The 17,771-nt window shown below is 62.4% G+C and carries 21 protein-coding genes; 14 read left to right on the top strand and 7 right to left on the bottom strand.

All coding sequences use genetic code 11. The features are described 5' to 3' along the window. Positions 1 to 15 precede the first annotated feature (15 nt). The gene (locus tag APY03_RS03400; RefSeq protein ID WP_232324141.1) at positions 16 to 1,050 is read left to right on the top strand and encodes a hypothetical protein; all 1,035 of its coding nucleotides are present in this window, start codon (positions 16 to 18) and stop codon (positions 1,048 to 1,050) included. Between the two features lie 61 nt (positions 1,051 to 1,111). On the opposite strand, the gene APY03_RS03395 is transcribed toward APY03_RS03400, so the two are convergent. Further along, positions 1,112 to 2,260: a hypothetical protein gene (locus APY03_RS03395; protein WP_068673886.1), complete on the bottom strand. Its 1,149-nt coding sequence runs from the start codon at positions 2,258 to 2,260 to the stop codon at positions 1,112 to 1,114. A gap of 114 nt (positions 2,261 to 2,374) precedes the next feature. Here APY03_RS03395 and trxA point away from each other — a divergent pair, with 114 nt between their 5' ends. Further along, the gene (gene trxA, locus APY03_RS03390) at positions 2,375 to 2,686 is read left to right on the top strand and encodes a thioredoxin (protein ID WP_068673884.1); all 312 of its coding nucleotides are present in this window, start codon (positions 2,375 to 2,377) and stop codon (positions 2,684 to 2,686) included. 160 nt (positions 2,687 to 2,846) lie between these two features. After that, positions 2,847 to 3,068, top strand: coding sequence for a DUF2158 domain-containing protein (locus APY03_RS03385; RefSeq protein ID WP_068673882.1), 222 nt, complete (start codon positions 2,847 to 2,849; stop codon positions 3,066 to 3,068). 74 nt (positions 3,069 to 3,142) lie between these two features. Here the strand turns inward: APY03_RS03385 and APY03_RS03380 are convergent, their stop codons facing one another. Next, the gene (locus tag APY03_RS03380) at positions 3,143 to 3,631 is read right to left on the bottom strand and encodes a hypothetical protein (RefSeq protein ID WP_068673880.1); all 489 of its coding nucleotides are present in this window, start codon (positions 3,629 to 3,631) and stop codon (positions 3,143 to 3,145) included. A gap of 1,312 nt (positions 3,632 to 4,943) precedes the next feature. On the opposite strand from APY03_RS03380, the gene APY03_RS03370 reads away from it, so the two are divergent. Further along, a complete protein-coding gene (locus tag APY03_RS03370; protein WP_068673875.1) occupies positions 4,944 to 6,446 on the top strand; it encodes a replication initiation protein in 1,503 nt (500 codons plus the stop codon). On the opposite strand, the gene APY03_RS03365 is transcribed toward APY03_RS03370, so the two are convergent. The 3 genes from APY03_RS03365 to APY03_RS03355 all read right to left on the bottom strand — a co-directional run bounded on the left by APY03_RS03365 (position 6,443) and on the right by APY03_RS03355 (position 8,613). Next, the gene (locus APY03_RS03365) at positions 6,443 to 7,201 is read right to left on the bottom strand and encodes a hypothetical protein (RefSeq protein ID WP_068673873.1); all 759 of its coding nucleotides are present in this window, start codon (positions 7,199 to 7,201) and stop codon (positions 6,443 to 6,445) included. The genes APY03_RS03370 and APY03_RS03365 overlap by 4 nt on opposite strands. 265 nt (positions 7,202 to 7,466) lie before the next feature. Next, positions 7,467 to 8,267 (bottom strand): vWA domain-containing protein, encoded by an 801-nt coding sequence (locus APY03_RS03360; RefSeq protein ID WP_068673872.1) that lies wholly within the window; start codon positions 8,265 to 8,267, stop codon positions 7,467 to 7,469. Beyond that, a complete protein-coding gene (locus APY03_RS03355) occupies positions 8,257 to 8,613 on the bottom strand; it encodes a hypothetical protein (RefSeq protein ID WP_068673870.1) in 357 nt (118 codons plus the stop codon). The genes APY03_RS03360 and APY03_RS03355 overlap by 11 nt, the downstream gene beginning before the upstream one ends. Before the next feature lie 294 nt (positions 8,614 to 8,907). On the opposite strand from APY03_RS03355, the gene APY03_RS03350 reads away from it, so the two are divergent. From APY03_RS03350 to APY03_RS03305, 10 genes are all read left to right on the top strand, one after another. Continuing rightward, on the top strand, positions 8,908 to 9,189 hold the full coding sequence (locus APY03_RS03350; RefSeq protein ID WP_068673868.1) for a hypothetical protein: 282 nt from the start codon (positions 8,908 to 8,910) through the stop codon (positions 9,187 to 9,189). A gap of 83 nt (positions 9,190 to 9,272) precedes the next feature. After that, positions 9,273 to 9,566, top strand: a complete 294-nt coding sequence (locus tag APY03_RS03345; protein ID WP_068673866.1) for a hypothetical protein — start codon at positions 9,273 to 9,275, stop codon at positions 9,564 to 9,566. A gap of 94 nt (positions 9,567 to 9,660) precedes the next feature. After that, positions 9,661 to 10,365, top strand: a complete 705-nt coding sequence (locus tag APY03_RS03340; protein WP_068673864.1) for a hypothetical protein — start codon at positions 9,661 to 9,663, stop codon at positions 10,363 to 10,365. Between the two features lie 640 nt (positions 10,366 to 11,005). Next, on the top strand, positions 11,006 to 11,425 hold the full coding sequence (locus tag APY03_RS03335) for a hypothetical protein (protein ID WP_146039457.1): 420 nt from the start codon (positions 11,006 to 11,008) through the stop codon (positions 11,423 to 11,425). Between the two features lie 13 nt (positions 11,426 to 11,438). Next, a complete protein-coding gene (locus APY03_RS03330) occupies positions 11,439 to 11,783 on the top strand; it encodes a hypothetical protein (RefSeq protein ID WP_068673860.1) in 345 nt (114 codons plus the stop codon). A 42-nt stretch (positions 11,784 to 11,825) separates the two neighbouring features. Then, a complete protein-coding gene (locus APY03_RS03325; RefSeq protein WP_068673858.1) occupies positions 11,826 to 12,155 on the top strand; it encodes a hypothetical protein in 330 nt (109 codons plus the stop codon). Between the two features lie 447 nt (positions 12,156 to 12,602). Further along, on the top strand, positions 12,603 to 13,016 hold the full coding sequence (locus APY03_RS42320; protein ID WP_174258345.1) for a hypothetical protein: 414 nt from the start codon (positions 12,603 to 12,605) through the stop codon (positions 13,014 to 13,016). A 130-nt stretch (positions 13,017 to 13,146) separates the two neighbouring features. Next, complete coding sequence (locus APY03_RS03315) at positions 13,147 to 13,866, top strand: SIMPL domain-containing protein (protein ID WP_068673856.1); 720 nt, start codon at positions 13,147 to 13,149, stop codon at positions 13,864 to 13,866. 247 nt (positions 13,867 to 14,113) lie between these two features. Continuing rightward, on the top strand, positions 14,114 to 15,334 hold the full coding sequence (locus APY03_RS03310) for a hypothetical protein (protein WP_068673854.1): 1,221 nt from the start codon (positions 14,114 to 14,116) through the stop codon (positions 15,332 to 15,334). 152 nt (positions 15,335 to 15,486) lie between these two features. Continuing rightward, entirely contained in the window at positions 15,487 to 16,596 is a 1,110-nt protein-coding gene (locus tag APY03_RS03305; RefSeq protein ID WP_068673852.1) for a WGR domain-containing protein, read from the top strand. A gap of 51 nt (positions 16,597 to 16,647) precedes the next feature. Here APY03_RS03305 and APY03_RS03300 read toward each other — a convergent pair whose 3' ends face one another. Both APY03_RS03300 and APY03_RS03295 read right to left on the bottom strand, forming a co-directional pair. Continuing rightward, positions 16,648 to 17,058, bottom strand: a complete 411-nt coding sequence (locus APY03_RS03300; protein WP_102905881.1) for a hypothetical protein — start codon at positions 17,056 to 17,058, stop codon at positions 16,648 to 16,650. A gap of 100 nt (positions 17,059 to 17,158) precedes the next feature. Further along, positions 17,159 to 17,623 (bottom strand): GatB/YqeY domain-containing protein, encoded by a 465-nt coding sequence (locus APY03_RS03295; RefSeq protein ID WP_068673848.1) that lies wholly within the window; start codon positions 17,621 to 17,623, stop codon positions 17,159 to 17,161. Positions 17,624 to 17,771 lie beyond the last annotated feature (148 nt).

Below are 17,771 nucleotides of genomic sequence, written 5' to 3'. Positions count from 1 at the left end.
CGACGAATCATTCCTATGCACTTTCTCGTGGGTGAGGCGACATCCAATATAGATGCAAGCCTGTTACATTTTAGCACGGCTAATCTAAAACGCAATATCTCTTCGGTTCGGGGCCACTCGGGCCCGCCAATCACCGCGGGCTATACGCGGAAGGACAACTTCACAGGAGAATGGATGAGTTACTCATCAAAGGTGCTGAAGCTCTACTTCAGCAAGGGAACCTCCGACAAGGAGTACCACATCGTCATCGAGGCAATGGCGGGCGGCTACCGCGTTTACGGTCTCAACGGACGCCGCGGCAATGCCACGACGCTTCAGACCAAGGCTTCCGGCCCCGTGTCGCTGCGCGCCGCTGAAGCCGCGTTCCACGCGGTCGTCGAGGAGAAGCGAAAGAAGCAGTACACCACCGACTGGTCGGGTCGACCAGGCGCCGGCATCGACTTCAGCGCCGCAATCATTTCCGGCACGGCGCCCGCATCAGTGGTCAGCCCCGTCATGACCGCAATGGAAGCCGAGCACCTGGTACCGGCTCCTTGGCTGGGCAGCGGTCCGGACATCGACGAGGCCCTCCTGAGCGGTGAATCGGGGACAAGCGCCCAGCTATTGCCAGCAGGGGAGCGGCTCATGGCCCTCGCCACGGTCGGGAACCCTCTCGTGGTGAGCGCCGACGACGGCAAGCCCGGCTTCCTTCCGAAGGACGTGTTGGATGAGCTGGAGGCAGCGCTGCCCCAGTATGTCCTGGACGGCTGCTACGCAGCGGGCACGTTCGTCATTTGTGACGGCTACAGCCTGAAGGACACAGCGGCAGGGCAGGGGGCGCCCTTCGCAGACCGCATCCGGTCCATCGAGGCAGGCCTGCGCCGGCGCAAGCTGGCACCAAGCCATGTGATGCTCCAGCAAGTCTTCTTCGACAGCGACATCCCCCAAGGGGTATACATGCTGGCCAAGCCAGGCTCGGACGTCTTGGTTCGAAGGAACCACCTTCCGTACCAGCGCGCGGCCGCTACGAATGCCGCAGAAGCCTACGTTTGCCGCTTGACGGTCGATTGATTTTTCCTGGTCCGCCTCCGTGGCGGACCTTTTTTGACCCGCGGGCCAGGCAGCGGGGATGTCAGACCGGCGGAAAGGCAACGAACGTTTCCGGCGCTTCTTGCCAACCCTTGCCGGGCACCAGGAATCTGAAAGTGCCGCCCTTGTCGACCTCTCCGCAGCCGAAGGCAGAGTCGGAGACCGACAGGGCCCCAAACCGCAGATTTCCCATCATCCGGCGCACCGCGGCCGCGTACTGGTCAGGCTCCGCCAGGTCGTGTTCGATGACGCCCGTCAGGAGACCTTTTTCTGGATGGATGACGGCTGCCCGTGCAGTCATGCTCTCCCCGTCCGGGTGGTCAACGAAGGCCAGGCTGACCTGCAGCTGCGCAGGGTCACAGCGGTGGTCGACCGCTGCCTGAGCCATGAGTCGACATAGCCCGAATGCCTGTGCAGTGTGCAGTGAGGCTCGGAAGACCTCCCAGGGGGTGCCAAAGCCAAGCACGGTGTGGTGAATCTCGAGCGGCTCGGCGATACCGCCGTCCATCTCGTAGCGTGCGCTGAACGTCAGGGCCGGGCGGCCGGCATCGGAGTCATTTTCTCCGGGCGTGATATCGCCCCGAATGAGAACCATGAAGAGCGCTTCGTCGTTCACAGGGTGCGCCTCCGGCGCACGCCATCCATTGACAGCATCCAGGGCCAGAACCGGCGCCAGGCGGTTGGCTAGCCGCTGCCGGCGCGCAAGGGCGCCTACGAGATTGGACTCCACCTCCATCGCCGTCTTCAGCTCGCGGCAGAAGCGAAAGACATCGGCAGGCGGCATCAGGTACGCGTCCTGGGTCGCCACCTGGCCCGCGACGACCCGGATGTCCTCGACGGGGATTCCGGTCGAAGCGGCGATAGACCTGGCGATGACGCGCGGGTTGGCGGCAAGCGAGAGCACGGCTCCCGCGGGGCGCTCGAAAATCGTCGAAAGGGCGTACGCGCGCCAACCACTCGTCGGAAAGCCGCGCAGCGGGACCGGCTCGCAGGTCAGCATGCCCATGAGAGCGTCGAAGGCGCTCAGCGCACCATCGTCATTGAGTCGGGTGAGCTCTACGGACAGCCGCATCAGCTTCAGGCTGTTCCGCGCGTCCAGCATCTCGAACATGTCTTCGATGAGTGCTCGCCGATGCGCTTCATCTCCCCGTGCGAATGCGTAGAAGCTCTGGGCCAGGTCTTGCGGGGTCATGGGGCGGGTACGTTGTAGTAGTAAGGTGCTGGTAGTATTGTAACCAGTTCTGTTACTGTCAGTCAAATCGGGGCTGCCTATACGGTTGCCCAACTAGTTTTTAGGACTTACACAATGGTTGCTTCCATCACTGACTCCACCTTCGAGCAAGACGTCGTCAAGTCCGATGTGCCCGTGCTCGTCGACTTCTGGGCGCCCTGGTGCGGCCCCTGCAAGCTGCTTGCGCCTGTCCTGGACCAACTCGCGGCCAACCACGAGGGCAAGCTGAAGGTTGTCAAGGTCAACATCGACGAGGACCGGGAACACGCCAAGAAGCTGGCCATTCGCGGGGTGCCCACGCTCGTGCTTTACCGGGACGGGGAGGTCGTTGCCCGAGCAAGCGGCGCCCAGTCGCTAGGAAAGCTTGAAGCGATGGTCGCCGCCTAAGCCGTCAGCCTCTTTTTTTTTCACAGCCCGCTTCGTGCGGGCCTTTTGTTGCCCACCAACCCCCGCGATTCCTGGCCGGCCGGGGCCACGGCCAATTTTTCCGACGTCCCTACACGTGGCTTCCTCAACAGACGCCCGAGCAGGGCAGGAGACACACAACATGGCAATCAAGCTCGCCGTCGGCGACGTCGTAGAACTCAAGTCGGGCGGCCCGCTGCTGACCGTGGTCAAGGACCGCGTCGAGCAGGGCAGCAAGTTCGTCCAGGTCGCATGGTTCGACGGTGCGGCGGTTCTGAAGCAGGAAGTGCTGCCGAAGGATTCCCTTCAGGTAAAGGGAGTCAAACCGTCACCCGAAGGTGCTGCGGTGCCCACCGCTGAGTAACGGACACACCCAAGACTGAAGCCGCCCACGAGGCGGCTTCTACACGCGCGCCCGGCCCGGCGCGCGAGGCCCGATTACAGGCAGGTGTCGTGGGCCACCAGGTTCGGCGAGTCGAACCGGGCACCTGTGGGAGAGATGTAGCCCCCTTTGACGTCAAACGCGATGAGCGGGTAGCCCCCGTCATCGTCCACCACCGCCTCCGACACGGTGGCCACGAGCCATGCGCGCTCCTTACCCGGCGCCCGAAACTTCAGGTTAAGCGTGTCGCCTCGGCCCAATACGTCCTTCACCCGTAGTTTTTGGTCCAGGCTGGCAAGCTCGAGTGTGCGAACGCCGTCCGCGGTGCGCAGGAAGAGCACTCGGTCGGTCGACATGAACATCACACTGGCTGCGCCGGGCAGCGTCCCCCTGCTGTGCACGTAGGTCCCGCACCCGCCCTGCGGCGCATCGCCGACTTGCAGAAGCTGGAAGGCGCCATCGGCGGGGGCGGCGGGAGGAGGTGCGGACGCGGCTCCGCTTCCCAGGTACAGGGCAGCAGTGAGCGCGATTAGGGGCTTGAGCATGGTGCAAAGGAAATGAACACCGCGTCTAGCTTCCCGCCTTTAGCCGCTAGACCGGCGGCCCGCCTGAGCATCTCAGGGACCCCGCCGGCCACCTACCCCTTCGACGGCTGCCGTAGTCGGGTCACCACCTGCTCATACACCCAGCTGCTGCGATTCACCTCCGCCGGAGCCGCCGGGCCGACCGCCCTCACAAGTTTCGTAACCGTCCCGGCGTCGGGCTGCAACTCCAGGAGGGCGGCCCACTTGTCGGCTGCCAGGCTTACTGACGTTCGGTGGCCGTTGGCTTCCTTGAAAACAACGATGACGGGCTTGCGTTTCGGCTGCGCCCCTGTGGACAGATTGGGGGATACCTGGCCACCCGGCCGTTCCGTGGTGCTACGGGGGAGGCAGGATGGCGACGTTATGTCGCGCGGGCTCGCTGGCGTGGGTACCGTTTGTGCACGGTCGCTCGTTGGCAGAACTGCCGAGAAGCCCGTGCGCTCCCCCGCTGCAAGCAACTCGCGTACGGCTTGGCTGAGCAATTGGTCCGACGCACCGGCGGCCGCTAAGGCTCGAAGGGCTTCAAGGTAAACGGGGTCTTCAGCCGACATAACTTCGAATTATGCCTGTCCGGCCGGCATAACATAAACATAACGCGCATAAGTTATGCCGTATTATGTCGTTTATGCGATGTGAGGCAATGCAGCAGCGTTGCTTTTCGTGACCGATGCGTTTGATTTCTTTAATTCAATGTTTACTTGCTTTACGCCATCTAAGCTGTTGATATGGAAGGAATTTCCGTTGGACATGTGAGTCTTTTGAGGGGCAAATGTGAGCGAATTGAGGGACACCCGGAGCTTTTGGAGGGACCGTTGTGAGCATAAGGAGGGCGCATAAAGCCCCACATGTGAGCGTTTTGAGGGACTGGGCTGTGGATAACCGGCCAGCTTCGCAAAGGACGACATGTGAGCTTTTTGAGGGATACCCGAACCGCCGACATGTGAGCTTTTTTGAGGGAGAGTCATGTGCACGTGTCGGCCAGGCCCGGGCAGTTGTGAGCTTTTTGAGGGACCTTCCCTGGACAGGCCGACCTGTGAGTGTTTCGAGGGACTGAGAATCCGTGCGCGACCTGTGAGCTTTTTGAGGGACCTACTCGACGGCGTGGCAACTCGCCGATAAATGAGGGGATGTCTGTTTGCAAGGAGACAACCTCGTCCGAGGACCCCGATGCCCATCGAAAGAACAGCGGCCTCATTACCTCGTTGCTCGCCGTTGACCTGTGAGGAGGTGACTGTTAGCCTTCTCACATCAAACGACCTACGCGAAAATCCCATTGGCCAAAGTCATAGGGGTCACCGGCGAGATACTGACCGATGACAGCCGCCAGCTATCCTTGCTCGCCGACAGCAATCTGCCGGAGCGACTTCGCAAGGCCGTTGAGGTCGTTCACATGTACCCGGTGTCCGGCCAATACAGCCATTTTTGCCGCCGGGTGTTCAACGCTTTGTTGTTGGTGACGACCAAGGGCTGGCAATCTATCCCTTCCGAGCTGCAGGCCAAGGTTCTAGACGAGCGACGAGTCCTCAGGTTCGCCGCCACCGTGGGGGAGCTGGGTAAGGTGTTGCGGGCCACGACCAGAGCAACTGAGAGAATTTACGACGCCGTGGAGAACCTGTACGGCCAGGAATTCCGCTTCGACGCGATGGGCGAGCGGGGCGACATGTACAAGGTGGCCAGCCGCCTGATATCCCAGTATTCGAGGAGTTCGGACGGCTCGGGAGAGGTGCAATGGGAGTTTCCGCCGGATGTTTTCGAGATGCTCATGAGCCCAGGGCGCTGGGCGGCCATCGATATCCACCTAGCAAACCGGTTCAATTCGGGCCATTCGCTCGCGCTCTATGAAAACACGCACCGGTACATCCGCGTTCAACTGACGGCGCGGATGCCGGTTGTCGATTGGGTCAAGCTGCTCGTGAGCCCTGATGCGGCCGAGACCTTTCTCCAGCAAGGGAACTATCGCTACTTCAAGCGCGACATTCTCTTACCGGCAATGCGAGAGCTGGAGAGCACCGAGGCCTGTCCGTTTAGCGTCGAGCTGCTGGAGACCACAGGTTCGCGTAATAAGGTGACCCACCTTCAATTCCGGCTGCACCTGAAGGTCCAGGCCGCATTAGATATGGACACCAGCCAGACCGGGGACCCTCGCCTCGAGGCCAAGCTGCGTGAATACGGAATCACGGAACGGGGCATCGACCAACTGCTGACGAAATACGACGAGCCCGTTCTCAGGCTCCACATAGCCGCGTTCGACAAGCGCCTGGCGGAAGGGGGTATCCGGGACAAGGCTGCAGCCTTCGTCCATCAGGTCAAGAATGATTACTACGGTCGCAGTCCCCAGCAGGAAGGTCAGGCCGACGCCCCTGCTCTCCCGGCTCCCGCGGTGGACACGCGGAAGCAGGATGAGGCCGATTTCGCCAAGCATATTGCGCAGCGAGTTCGAAAGTACTACTTGGGCCAGCCGCGATTTGTCCAGGACCAGCTGCTCCAGGCCTTCCTCAACAGCCCGGACACTCCGAACCTGGTGCGAGAACAGTTCGCGAAAAAGGGGTTCAAGACACCCGCCGTGTCCGGGACGTTCTACGCGTGGATGGCGAAGCAAGAAGGAGTTCTTTCCCTTCCGGAAGACGCATCACTAGATGCGTACCTCGACTGGCGCAACGAACCCAAAAGCAGCAAGGGCCCGAGAGTTTTGTCGACCAAACTTTCTGTAGGGGGGCCAACCTCTTCCGGCAGGCGAAAGAAGGCGGCATCGCCTCGGGAGGTTCCGGCCGACTAGCCCGTTATTGCCGCCACGGCAGCGCCTGGCGGGCGCTCCTTGTCGAGCAAGGTGCCAAGCAGGCTGTAAGCGAACGCTTCGTCGACGACCCCAGCCTTGGCCAAGTCTAGATACTTAGCCAGCACCGTTTGGTGAATTGGCGCCACTGCCGTCGGCAGCGGCCAGTCGCCCAGCCCGGCAGCGCCCCCCACCGAAGGCCCACGTGCGGCAATGGCTCGTGTACGAGGGGCAGAGCTCAACTGCCGGGCTCGCATCCCTAAAGCCGGGGGTACCGGCTCGTCCCGGTCCAACCAGCCGTCCGGCAGGCCAAGAGCGTCCTCCATCGCTCGCGCCCGTCGCGGTCCGAAGGCGCGCCGCTGGCTAGCAGCCCGCGTCTCCGAGTTCATCAGGTCAGAGAGCATCGACGGTGCCGTGTTCAGCAACGTCGCCAAATGGGTCGTATGCGTGCAGGCGTCCGCCAGTCGCCTAAGGTTGCCGCGCCGCAAACGCTGGAGTTCCACGCTGCTGGCTTTCGCCCTGGAGTTGCGCTGAAGCGCTCGAATCATGTCCGGATGCCAAGGCTCGCCCGAACCCAGCCACGTCGCCGGTACCTCGGCGCACTCCGCGATTTGTGCCCATTGCAAGGGGGACAGCAACCCGTAGTCGTCCATGGCTCGCTGAAGCAGTGGCACTGAGCATTCAGCAGCTTTTGCCACGGCACCTGCCAAGTCGGGCGATTGCTCAAGGAGCTGGGCGACATGTGCGGCGGGGTTCATGGTCACTCCTTGCTGACAGCCTCGGGTCAGGCTGTACTGCGACTTTAAGGCGTTGAAGTATAACTTTACCCAGGCTACACCTTGAGGTCAAGGAGAACGGCGCGGCTGCGTGGAATTAGGCAGGCCGGCCGCGCGAGCCCAGAAAAAAAGAGAGCCTGGGGCTCTCCTGGGGGAATGTGCCGTGGGGACCGGGCGTGCCCGCTGGACGGCCCATGGCAAGACGCCCCGCGCTGGGCGGGGCGTTCGCTGACAAAGCTAGCAAGCCCTATCGGCCGGCGTAGAGCGAGGCGGAGGCCATAACCCCGGCAGAGCGCATCGCCATGTAGCGTGTACTGGCCCCTGCCATCTCCGTGAATGCGGAGGTCACCGATTCGGTTTTGGTCGCATCGTAGGCCTTGATGTTGCCCGCCTGGAGGTTCAGGGCAGCGGCAAACTCGTCCACCTGGCCGGTGGGGCCCACCAGGGTGAACGTCCAGCGGCCTGTGGCCTCGAGCTTGGCGACGAGTTCGCGCAGCAGCTGCGGAGGGTAGCGGTACGACGAGGTGTCCTCGCCATCGGTGAACGGTGCCACGAGGAACGCAGTCGACGGCGAATCAGCGTCCGGGCGGGCCAGGAGCGAGGCGATGGTGTCCCCGATGGCGTCGTAGAGGGCGGTGCCGCCGGTGGGCGTGTACTCTTCCTCGGGCAGGGGACTCAGTTGCTCCGTCGGCGCCGCGCTCAGGACTTCCCGCGGGGTGCTGCTGAACACGTTCAGCGTGACCAGTGTCTTTCCGGCCTCCTTGGCGCCCTCCTTGATGACGCCGACCTGGTGGTTGTAGCCAGCCAAGGCAGCTGCGCGGTGGCGGTTCATCGACCAGGACTCGTCGAGGAGCAGCGCCGCATGTGTGGTTTGTTCGCCAACGGCGGGCCGGGAACGCTCGGCGCGACAGTCTTCAACCGAACGCGCGAGCAGGCGCTGGATGGCGGCAGGCAACTCGAAGGCCGGGAGGGTGGGCCGGACATGGGGCTGGACGGTGAGGCCAAGGTAGGGCAGTACCAGGGGGCCGAGGCGGGGGTTATTGAGCACGGTGAGTCTCCTTGCGCGATTTGAAGAATTGAGCGATGGGGTTGGTGGGGGTGTGCACGAGCTCAGGAGAGGCCGCGCTGGGGGTGGTCGGGAAGTTGGCCTGGGCCGAATTGGCGCATGCGCCCTGCACACCGCCAGATGCGGTGAGCCAGTCGGAAGAAGTTGCCTGAAGGCTCGTGACATGTCCCTGGCGCATTGCGCTTTCGTAGGCGCTCAGGCCCAGCCGAACAAGGCCTGCGACCGCAACGTCGGAGGTCACCTGCAGCTCTTGGCGGACGCGGTCCACGCGCTCCTTTTCGTTGCTGGCGATATAGCCCTCGACTCGGCGGAAGCTGCTCTCCGCCAAGCGGCTTCGAAAGGCCTTCGTTCGTTCCGCGGGCTCGAGTGGCTCGGGGGGTGGTGATTGCTTGTACGTCATCGGTTTTCTGTCGTTACCGGTAACGTTTAGCGTGATGTTTTATACGCGCCGTTTTCGTCAGTTCGCTGGTTAAAGGCCCGCCCGCCCCACAGTGCCGAGCGAGAACCAGCGCCTTGCGAAGGGGCGGGCGGGCCCCTCGGATGTCCCGCCGAGAGCCGGAGGTCCAACCGGTCCGTACCCGTGTCACGCCCATGGCACAAGAGCTTGATTGCTATCCGAGGGATGCCTGTCCTCGTTCCCGCCGCCTATTGCCTGGTCGTCATGCTGCTCGCAGCGTGGTTCGCCATGGACGCGCTCACGCTTCCCATTGGGCGTGGGCTGAAGCGCTATGCGATTGTCGTTTGCGCCTTGTCTGCGGCCCCCTTGCTGCACTTGCTCGAATCGCGAGCGCAGGCACCAGGCTGGACGACCGCCATATTTCTCGGCTGGGCGCTCGCCTTGGCGTCCGTAGCGGTCCTGCGCGACCGCCGGCTCGCACAAACTCGCGCGGCAAAACCGGCGTAGTGAGCCCGCCTCGGGCGGCGCGGAGGCCCCTTGGCCGCGGTGACTATAGGGGGAAGGTCACATCTTCTCTTTAAAGGCAAATCATGCAAACCGTTTTCGCTATCGCCATCCTCGCTGTTGTCATCGCCTCGACTTCTGTCCTGGTAACGATGCTCATCGAGCAGGTCAAGGCTGAACGTCGCGTGGCTGCCGAAAAGGCCGCCAAGCATCAACGTCTCCGCACGCTGGAAATGAACCTCCGGCACCTGGAAGCAGACTCGAAGTCCCGTAAGCTTTCCCAAGCTGAAATGGACGACTACGCTGCTTTCATCGCTGAGCGCAATGACTTGTCGGCCGCGTTGTTCCCGCAACGCAATCCGTCCCTGGCATTCGCTTAAATTGATTCCGCGCCCCTAACCCGGGCGCGTTTCTTTTTGGGCCTCGGCCTTGCCGACTAGCTACACGAGGCAGGAAATTTGCCAGGAACACACCATGAACCAAGATTCGAACACCGGCCTTTCGGTGCGCTACCTGCTGACAGTGCAGGGGCAGCCAGAGGAACTCGAGGTCTTCGTGACCAGCGTGCGGCATCCGACGGACGGCGACAAGCTGTTCCAGCCGAGTAGGGCGGTACCGGTGCCTGCTGGCCTGGAGGCCGTCGACCCCTTCGCTATCCCGTACTATCACTTCATCCAGAACCAATACCGCATGGCGGCTGAGGCGCTGGAGGCGCTCAACGAAGAGCCCAACCTGGTGGCGTTGCTGAAGGACCCCGCCAAGCACCAGGAAGCACGCGTGCTCCTGAACCGCACACTGGACACCGAGGCGCTAGCCGGCGTTGCCCTTGTTCGCAAGAACGTGCGTCAGTACAACGCCCTCACACGTGCCCAGTGGGCGCAGAAGAACTGGGGGCAGTTTGACGACCGGCTGACATGCGCGCAGTTCGAGCGTGTCACGAACCGCCGAGGGCAGTACCACTTCACGTGGCACACCCTGGACGTTCGGATTCTCGACCAGCTCGGCGCGCTCCATCCGACCCTGGCCTTTGGCCTCGTCGGGGTGGACGAGCTCAACCTCAAGCAGGCCTACGGTTGGCACTGCGAAGGCTCAAGCACGTTCCACCACGGGGCCGGCGCAGTCGACCCGGGCAGGCCTACCTGGCTTGACCATCTCCCCGCGGCGTTTTCCGTCGCGTGATTCTCTCCAAGGGGCCGCATCTGCGGTCCCTTCCTTTTTTTTGGACGCGCGCTCATCGCGTCCTTCGCTACCTCCACAAAAACTCCTTTTCTTCCGCCTCAGCGCACAAGGGCAGCCTCCTTAGCTGGTCACTTGGCGGCCAAGGCGACGACAGGGGAGCCAGGGCGGCCTGGGTCGAAGGTTCGAAGGGGTCGGCGGGTGGCAGAGGTCGCGAGAGACCGTTTACAGAAAAATAAACGTCATCCGCTAAAAGACTCTTTCTCTCGCCTGAGACTTCATCAATAACTCTTAAACAAGAGCAAGAGTCCTTCGTGCGAGCGCGAGCGCGCGACCGCTCAAGCCCGGTCTAAAAACTCGCCCCTATACCTTGCATGTTCAACGAACCCGCCCCGCCGTGACACACCGGTGCCATGCGCAGGCCTGCCTGACCGCTGTGCGCCCCGAGCTGCTGATGTGCGCGAAGCACTGGCGAATGGTTCCTCGAGCACTGCAGCGCGACGTGTGGCGGGAATACCGCCCGGGTCAATGCGATGACAAAAAGCCTTCGAGTGCCTGGAGGGGTGCCGCCTGTGCGGCTATCAACTTCGTGGCCGAAATCGAGGGTCAACCCAAACTTCCGCCGCTGGCGGTCTGAAAAATCATGTCTCTCGACCTTATCCCCAACGAAGTCGCCCGGTACGGACTCAGAGCCGACTGGCACTCCATGAACGTCGTCGTGGTCAAGCGCCGCGGGGCGTCATCGAAGAACGCCGGCCAGGAGTACGAGGAAACGCTGGCGTACTGCCGCGACGTCCGAAACGCTTCGCTCTGGCTGTTCAACCACATCATCCGTGCGAACGGGGCTGACGCCCAGGCGGCCGCGGAGGTGACCACCAGGTCGCTCGCCGACGTCGAGGCCTTGATGGCTGTCGTCGACGAGGCCCAGCGGCACGTGCTGGCTGCGGTCGAATCGCTGGAGACCAACCTTGCAGCGCTGGGGCTCAGCCAAAAGGAGCTCGTGAAGGCTTTGGCGGCCGCGGATACGCCTGCAAAGGCCGACGGCGAATCTTCGGGCCAGTGAGCCTTCGGCGGCGATGAGCGGCGAGTTCTCCTATCGGCTTCGGAACGACCTGTACGAGTTGTACCAGGGGGAGAAGTTGCTTGGCCAGCCCATGCTGGCCGTCTCATTGGCTCTCGATGAGGTAAGCGGTGCGGTGCTTCAGCACGGCAGCCCGGAGCTCGTGGAGCCGTGGGGCATGGACCGCCGCGCCAAGCTTCGAGCCGACAAGAATTCCGCGGAGGCCGAGCGCCTGGTGGTGCTCACCGGCCGAATTCCGGTGGTCGAGCTGAACCGCTGCTTCACCCAGCCTGGGCATGCAGCCGAAGTCCTGGCGCGCGCCAGGGCGGGCACCCTTGAGCCGGAGCCGACAAACAGCTAAGCGGCGTTCAGCAGATAAGTCGCGGCGCTACACGCCGGACCTATGCCCAACTCCATTGAGCCCCGCCCCGACCACCACGGTGGTGAGCATGACGCGCCAGAGCTCCTGCGAGACCGACTTGCAGCTGCTTACGACGACGAGATGCTGTTCCTGGACCCTCCAAGTCTCGACAAGGCAATCGTTGGTGTCGCCGAGCGCATCAACCTCGGGCCGGTCGTCGTATACGACCGGAACAAGCTGGTTCAGGCCTTTGCTGAGGAGGGCATGACCGAGGAAGAGGCGGACGAGTGGGTCTCGTTCAACGTCGAAGGCGCCTTCGTCGGCGAGCGAACGCCGCTTATCCTTTGCTCGGTCGACCCCCTGGCGCCATAAGCTCGGTCATCGGCTTACACCAGAGACGTCGCGCCCCCGAAAAAAGCGCCTCGAAGGTTCGGCATTGAATTTCGAGGTGGCGGTGCAGTTGGCGGGCCAGTACTGGAAGTTGCCTTGGCCGGCCTGGTTCCAAGCACCCAGGAGCGCCGGTAGGCTGGAGCATTCCGACGTGGCGTCGAGGGTTGCCATGTCGAAAACCACCGATGCGGGACCGAATAGCCTCAGGGCGGAGCGCCTCGGCCTCAATGCACCCGTTGGCATGTGTCGGCGGAAATGCCGCGTGTCCGGAAGAATGCGGAGCTTGCGAGCAAGGCAGCTTTCGTCATGCGGAAAGGTCTTTCGTCGAGAATGTACGACTTGGCATGTTGGTTGTCCTTGGTTGCCGAACGTCCTATAGCCGGCCAAGCCGACGCTCGCTAAACCGAGAAGACCATTTCTAGGAACACCATGGCAGTGAATCTTCCAGTTAGGAAGCTGGCGAAGCTTTGCAACCCCTTCTCGAACCCCTGGACGACCGGCCGCTTCTCGGCACCAGACGTGCGCCGGGCATTGGCAGAGGGTCGCCTACGCTCCGAGGCCTTCGGGATGGCCACTGTCGAGTGGACCTTGACGGAGCACATCGAGCGCATCGCCTTTCTGGTCCACTACGGCTGGTCAGAGGCGGTAGCGGTCGATGTCGGCGTCCCCAGCCTAGGCTGCGTCGTCAATTGGCCCCTGACCGACGGCAACCATCGCCTCGGTGCAGCCCTCGTTCGCGGTGATGACGTCATCGCAGCTTCGGTCGCCGGGGACATCGACTATGCCTTCAGGCTCTTCGGGGTGGACGTGCGAGAGTCGGATTTCGAGACCGTGCCGGCGTAGCGCACCCTTCGACGGACACATTTTCTTCTTTTCGATTCCTAGAGGTCCTCGCTCTTGCGGGGACCTCTTCCTTTTGCCGTCCGCGCGCATGGCTACACCATTGGCAAAACAACTTTTCCAAAGGATTTCCATGCGCCTTCATCGCTCCCTCATTTCAATCCTCGCCGCCACCGTTTTGGTCGCCGGCGCACACGCTGCTCAGGAAGGGCTGGAGTCCCAACCTCCGACGCTGCGCCTCGATGCAGCGGCGAATCTGGAGGTCGTGGAAGACACTGCATGGGCCAGCCTGACCGTCGAGCGTGAGGCGCGCGAGGCCAAGGACGCCCAGCGCCAGGCTGCAGCAGCGTTCGCGAAGGTCGTGGCACAAGCCAAGGAGACGTCCGGTCTCGATGTGCGCACGGAGAGCTTCTACACCGGCCCGGTCTACGGGCGCGACGGAAAAATCGCCAGTTGGCGCTCGCGCGGCGAGATTCGCATCGAATCCAAGAACACCAGTGCCGTTGCCCAAGCGGCCGCGGAACTGGGCACTCAAGCGCGTCTGACCGGCTCCGGCTTCTATCTCTCGACCACGGCGCGTACCCAGGCCGAGAAGGGACTCATCAGGACGGCTGTCGAAGAATTCCAGGGTAAGGCCAAGGTGACTGCCCTCGCCCTGGGGTTCCCTCAGACCGAAATCAAGGAAATTTCCATCGGCCAGAGCGGCTACAACACCCGCCCGCCGGGGCCGATGATGAAATCGATGGCAATGTCGGCCGAAATGGCATCGCGAGCGACTGAGCCGCTGCCCATGGAGCCTGGCAAGGCGACGGTGTCCGTCACGGTGTCCGGCGCGGTCACCCTAAAGCGTTGAGCCATTGTGAACTCCTGAAGCCCCGCTAGCGGGGCTTTTTCAATTCTGGCCCTTCCCTATACGTGCCAGGCGCGCGCTGTCGCCCTCCGCCTGCCCCCTCACGGGGACGGTGAATTGAGCAGCGCATTCAAGGAAAACACACCCTGAGTGCCTTCGTGCATGTCACGCGAGGCGCCTATCGGTAATGCAGGCAATCGACACGAAATGAACGTGATGGCGCTTCGCGCTCATCCACAAAGGAAAACTCATGCTTCACATCTACAACGCACAGTCCGCCAAGAAGGCGGCTCGCTCCCTCGAGAAGTTCGCTACGAGCCTGGGCTTCGAGCTCAAGCATGGCCAGGCGCTCGACGCCCTTGCCACCATGACCGGCTTCCAGAATTGGGCCGCTTTGAACGACAGCGTCTCCCAGGAGGCGATTGACGCCAAGCTGATGCCAGTCGAGCTCGACCACATCGAGGACAACCAGGACGTCACCTATGGACCGGAGTATGCGGTCATGGCCCACAACGGCTTTGAGCTGCGCTACGCCCAAGGGGACGAACCGTTGGACTACGTGCGCATCTGCGACCCACTGGGCCGCGAGATTGCCTACTGGGTCAGCGATGAGTGGCAGCAGGACCCGCAGGTGGTGATGGGCGCCATTCTTGGAGCCCTGGTTCAGGGCGGACCTCTCGAGGTCGGCGCGGCCAAGAAGCCTGCGAAGGCGTCCGGGCCGGCGCGCGAGGCGACTCGCCCGCCCACCATCATGGACCTTTACCCCTTCGACGCGGTCGCGCACGTTGTCGTTGACGGTCGTTCGTTCCCAGTGCGTTACCTCGACGGCGATGTCGCGCAGCTGCTGGAGGAACCGGCCGCCGACTTCGACGAGGAGGACGACGCAAGCCATGTCGTTCTCGACTTGCACTTCGAAGAGGACGGGCGCGACGTGGACCACCCGCTGACCGTCGCCGAGCTCCGCGAACTCCGCTGGAGCGCGAAGGAGGGCGGGTTTGTGAACAAGAAAGGGACCCTCTACGAGTTCTACATCGAGCAGAAGTTTGGAGCTTCCGCTTCCGTTGCCCCCAAGGCGGCGGAGGTGGCCAGGTCCGAGGATGGTCCGATTGAGCTTTTTGAGGTTTTCTGCCGCGCGCCTGACGGGGTTCAAGCCACATCGGGTGTTGCCCGCGTGGCGGCCAAGAGCGCACAGGGGGCCATAGCCGCCTGCCGCGCTGCTCAGCAGCGGTTCTGGAACGGACCGCAGCGGCCGCCCGTTGGCGAGTTCTCGTTCGATACGAGGAAACTGTCCAAGGACGCGTTTGGGCCCTACAACGTTTATGTTGACGGTGGCTATTACGACACGGTCGAAACCCTGACACACGCCATGGATTTGGTGGAACTCTTGCAGGGGGCAGCGACCAGCGATGTCGAGGTTCGGGATAGAGAAGCATGGACAGTTGGATTCGCAGCCGCGGACAACCAGGCGTAGTTGTCTAAACGAGCACTGACGCTCAATTTCATAGCCGCACCAGTTTCCTGGTGCGGCTTTCCTTTGCGGACGCGCCGGCGCCAGTTTTAGCGGAGGGCCGAAGGCTAGCTAGACCTTGTACAGCGGATGCTGTTTTCAACACAAGGACATCGATGCAAGCAGAAAAAATCTCGCTCTTTTACAAGGACGCCAAGTCCAACAAGGAATACCACGCCCAGTTGGAGCAGAAGGAGCCAGGGTGGGTGGTTCTGTTTCAATACGGGCCGCGTGGCGGTACGCTGACCTCGGGCGCGAAAACGAAGGCTCCGGTCGCCTACGAGGCGGCGAAGAAGACCTACGACAAGCTCGTCAGCGAGAAGGTGGGCAAGGGTTACTCGCCGGGTGAAGCCGGCAGCGCCTTTGTCAACACGTCGATGGAGGAGCGCTTCACCGGCGTCGTGCCGCAGCTGCTCAACGTCATTGATGAAGAGCAGGCTCAGCGCTTGCTGGACGACCCCGACTGGCTGATGCAGCCGAAATACGACGGACACCGTCGTCTCACTCAGCACACCGGCACCGAACTGCTGGGCATCAACCGAAAGGGCCTGGCAACGGGCCTCCCAGAGTGTGTGGCCAAGGCGCTTGCTGCGCTCGAAGGGCATGCACCCTACGTCCTGGATGGCGAGCTCATCGGTGAGACGTACTTCGTGTTCGACATCCTCGAGTGGGAAGGCATGGACATGAAGGTGCAGGAGTGCGGGTACCGGGTGAGTATGCTGCAGGCTGTGCAGGACCTCCTGAAGGCCGCCGGCGCCAAGCAAGTGGCCATCACCGGCACGGCCTACACCAGCGAAGCCAAGAGAGCGCTCTATGCGGCTGTGAAGTCCGCGTCTGGCGAAGGCCTTGTCTTCAAGCATCGAGACGCCCAGTATGTGCCTGGTCGCCCCAACTCCGGCGGCAACCAGCTCAAGCGAGTGTTCACCCATCGAGCCACCGTGATTGTCGGAGCGCAAAGCACGACCAAGCGCAGCGTGAGCATGGTGCTGCTGGACGAAGCCGGGGCCGAAGTCGATGTGGGCAACGTGACGATTCCGCCCAACCACCTCATCCCGGCCGTGCGCGCGCTGGCTGAGGTCGAGTATCTGTATGCGTTCAAGGGCGGTAGCCTGTTCCAGCCGCGGTACCAAGGCGCTCGTGACGACGTCGGCACCGACGCCTGCTCGTTGAAGCAGCTCGTGTTCAAGCCTGAAGGCGTGAGCAGCGACGAGGCTGACGAAGCCTGATTCTGAAAAGGCCGCCGAGTTACCTCGGCGGCCCTTCTTTTTGTCGAGGCACTAGTTCTGCGCAGGTGCCGCTGTTGGCGCAGGCTTGTCAGAAGTCGCCTCAAGGACCAACTCGCCGAGCGAGGTGAGCCTATTTGAGACGTGCTGGACGCCGGCTTGCGCCGCCTCACCGACCTTGGTCAGCGTGGACGCTGCAGTGTCGCTCGCTGAAGTGACGTTCTCACCGAACGAGGTGAGGGACTCCTTGACGCCATCCGCGGTACTCGTCGCAGTGACCGCCGCGCCCTCTGCGCTGGACTTTGCGGTCTCGGCAGACTGCTTCGCAGAGTGCATCGTTGTCTCGGTGGACTGTCCGAGCCGGATGAGCTGCTCCTTCAGCTGGTGAGGGCTCGAGGGCACGTTGCCATTGCAGCCAGCAAGTAGCGCAAAGGCGGCCACGAAGGGAAAAAGATTTAGATTCACGAAGGGGCTCCAAGGGTTGATACCGGGTGTAGCGGAGTGCCCTGGAGAGGCCAAGAAAAAGAGCCCTCGGAGAGGGCTCTTAAATTGCTCCCGGATAGGCCTAGCTGGCGGATGCCAGAGCCTCCTTGGCGATGGCGCTCGCGGCACTGCCGTCGTAGTTGGTGCCATGCTGTTCCTTCAGGGCCTTCATCACAGCGCCCATCTGTTTGGGTGAGCGCTCGGCCAGGCCCTGGACAATGCCAAGGATGGCCGAGGTGAGCCGCCCGTGGTCGAGCTGCTGCGGAAGGTAGGCGTTGTAGACGCTGACTTCCTGGCGCAACGCGTCGCGCGCGGCAATACGTGCGTCATCGGTTGCATTCTCAAGTACCACGATGGCTTCCTTCGCGTTCTTGATGAACTTCTTGACGGTCGCTGCGACCTCCTCGTCGGTCGTCTCGCGATTGCCGGCATTCTTGCCAATCATGGCTGCCTCGGAGTAGAGGGTGGTCAGTGTTGCCGCCTTTGCCGCCTCCTTGGCCTTGCGGGCTTGGAGAGAGTCGTCTTTGATGCGTTGAAGCAAACTCATGGGGGTCCTTTGTTGTTTAGAGGTCTACTTCCGTATAGGCGACGCCGAAGCCCGTCGTACACGTCTAGCCTTCCAAGCCTTACCGATTAGAAGGTGGACAGCCTCGATGGCCCGATTAGAACCTGGAGGGTTGGCGGGAAAGCCGCAC

The organism is Variovorax sp. WDL1 (assembly GCF_001541225.1).
Lineage (GTDB): Bacteria > Pseudomonadota > Gammaproteobacteria > Burkholderiales > Burkholderiaceae_C > Variovorax.
This window is presented reverse-complemented; position numbering and strand designations above follow the sequence as displayed.

What these genes read in the sequence shown, in the direction of transcription:
- APY03_RS03400 (WP_232324141.1), top strand. Translation starts at nt 16, where the DNA reads ATGCACTTTCTCGTGGGTGAGGCGACATCCAATATAGATGCAAGCCTG.
- APY03_RS03395 (WP_068673886.1), bottom strand. Translation starts at nt 2,260, where the DNA reads ATGACCCCGCAAGACCTGGCCCAGAGCTTCTACGCATTCGCACGGGGA.
- trxA (WP_068673884.1), top strand. Translation starts at nt 2,375, where the DNA reads ATGGTTGCTTCCATCACTGACTCCACCTTCGAGCAAGACGTCGTCAAG.
- APY03_RS03385 (WP_068673882.1), top strand. Translation starts at nt 2,847, where the DNA reads ATGGCAATCAAGCTCGCCGTCGGCGACGTCGTAGAACTCAAGTCGGGC.
- APY03_RS03380 (WP_068673880.1), bottom strand. Translation starts at nt 3,631, where the DNA reads ATGCTCAAGCCCCTAATCGCGCTCACTGCTGCCCTGTACCTGGGAAGC.
- APY03_RS03365 (WP_068673873.1), bottom strand. Translation starts at nt 7,201, where the DNA reads ATGAACCCCGCCGCACATGTCGCCCAGCTCCTTGAGCAATCGCCCGAC.
- APY03_RS03350 (WP_068673868.1), top strand. Translation starts at nt 8,908, where the DNA reads ATGCCTGTCCTCGTTCCCGCCGCCTATTGCCTGGTCGTCATGCTGCTC.
- APY03_RS03345 (WP_068673866.1), top strand. Translation starts at nt 9,273, where the DNA reads ATGCAAACCGTTTTCGCTATCGCCATCCTCGCTGTTGTCATCGCCTCG.
- APY03_RS03340 (WP_068673864.1), top strand. Translation starts at nt 9,661, where the DNA reads ATGAACCAAGATTCGAACACCGGCCTTTCGGTGCGCTACCTGCTGACA.
- APY03_RS03335 (WP_146039457.1), top strand. Translation starts at nt 11,006, where the DNA reads ATGTCTCTCGACCTTATCCCCAACGAAGTCGCCCGGTACGGACTCAGA.
- APY03_RS03330 (WP_068673860.1), top strand. Translation starts at nt 11,439, where the DNA reads ATGAGCGGCGAGTTCTCCTATCGGCTTCGGAACGACCTGTACGAGTTG.
- APY03_RS03325 (WP_068673858.1), top strand. Translation starts at nt 11,826, where the DNA reads ATGCCCAACTCCATTGAGCCCCGCCCCGACCACCACGGTGGTGAGCAT.
- APY03_RS42320 (WP_174258345.1), top strand. Translation starts at nt 12,603, where the DNA reads ATGGCAGTGAATCTTCCAGTTAGGAAGCTGGCGAAGCTTTGCAACCCC.
- APY03_RS03315 (WP_068673856.1), top strand. Translation starts at nt 13,147, where the DNA reads ATGCGCCTTCATCGCTCCCTCATTTCAATCCTCGCCGCCACCGTTTTG.
- APY03_RS03310 (WP_068673854.1), top strand. Translation starts at nt 14,114, where the DNA reads ATGCTTCACATCTACAACGCACAGTCCGCCAAGAAGGCGGCTCGCTCC.
- APY03_RS03305 (WP_068673852.1), top strand. Translation starts at nt 15,487, where the DNA reads ATGCAAGCAGAAAAAATCTCGCTCTTTTACAAGGACGCCAAGTCCAAC.
- APY03_RS03295 (WP_068673848.1), bottom strand. Translation starts at nt 17,623, where the DNA reads ATGAGTTTGCTTCAACGCATCAAAGACGACTCTCTCCAAGCCCGCAAG.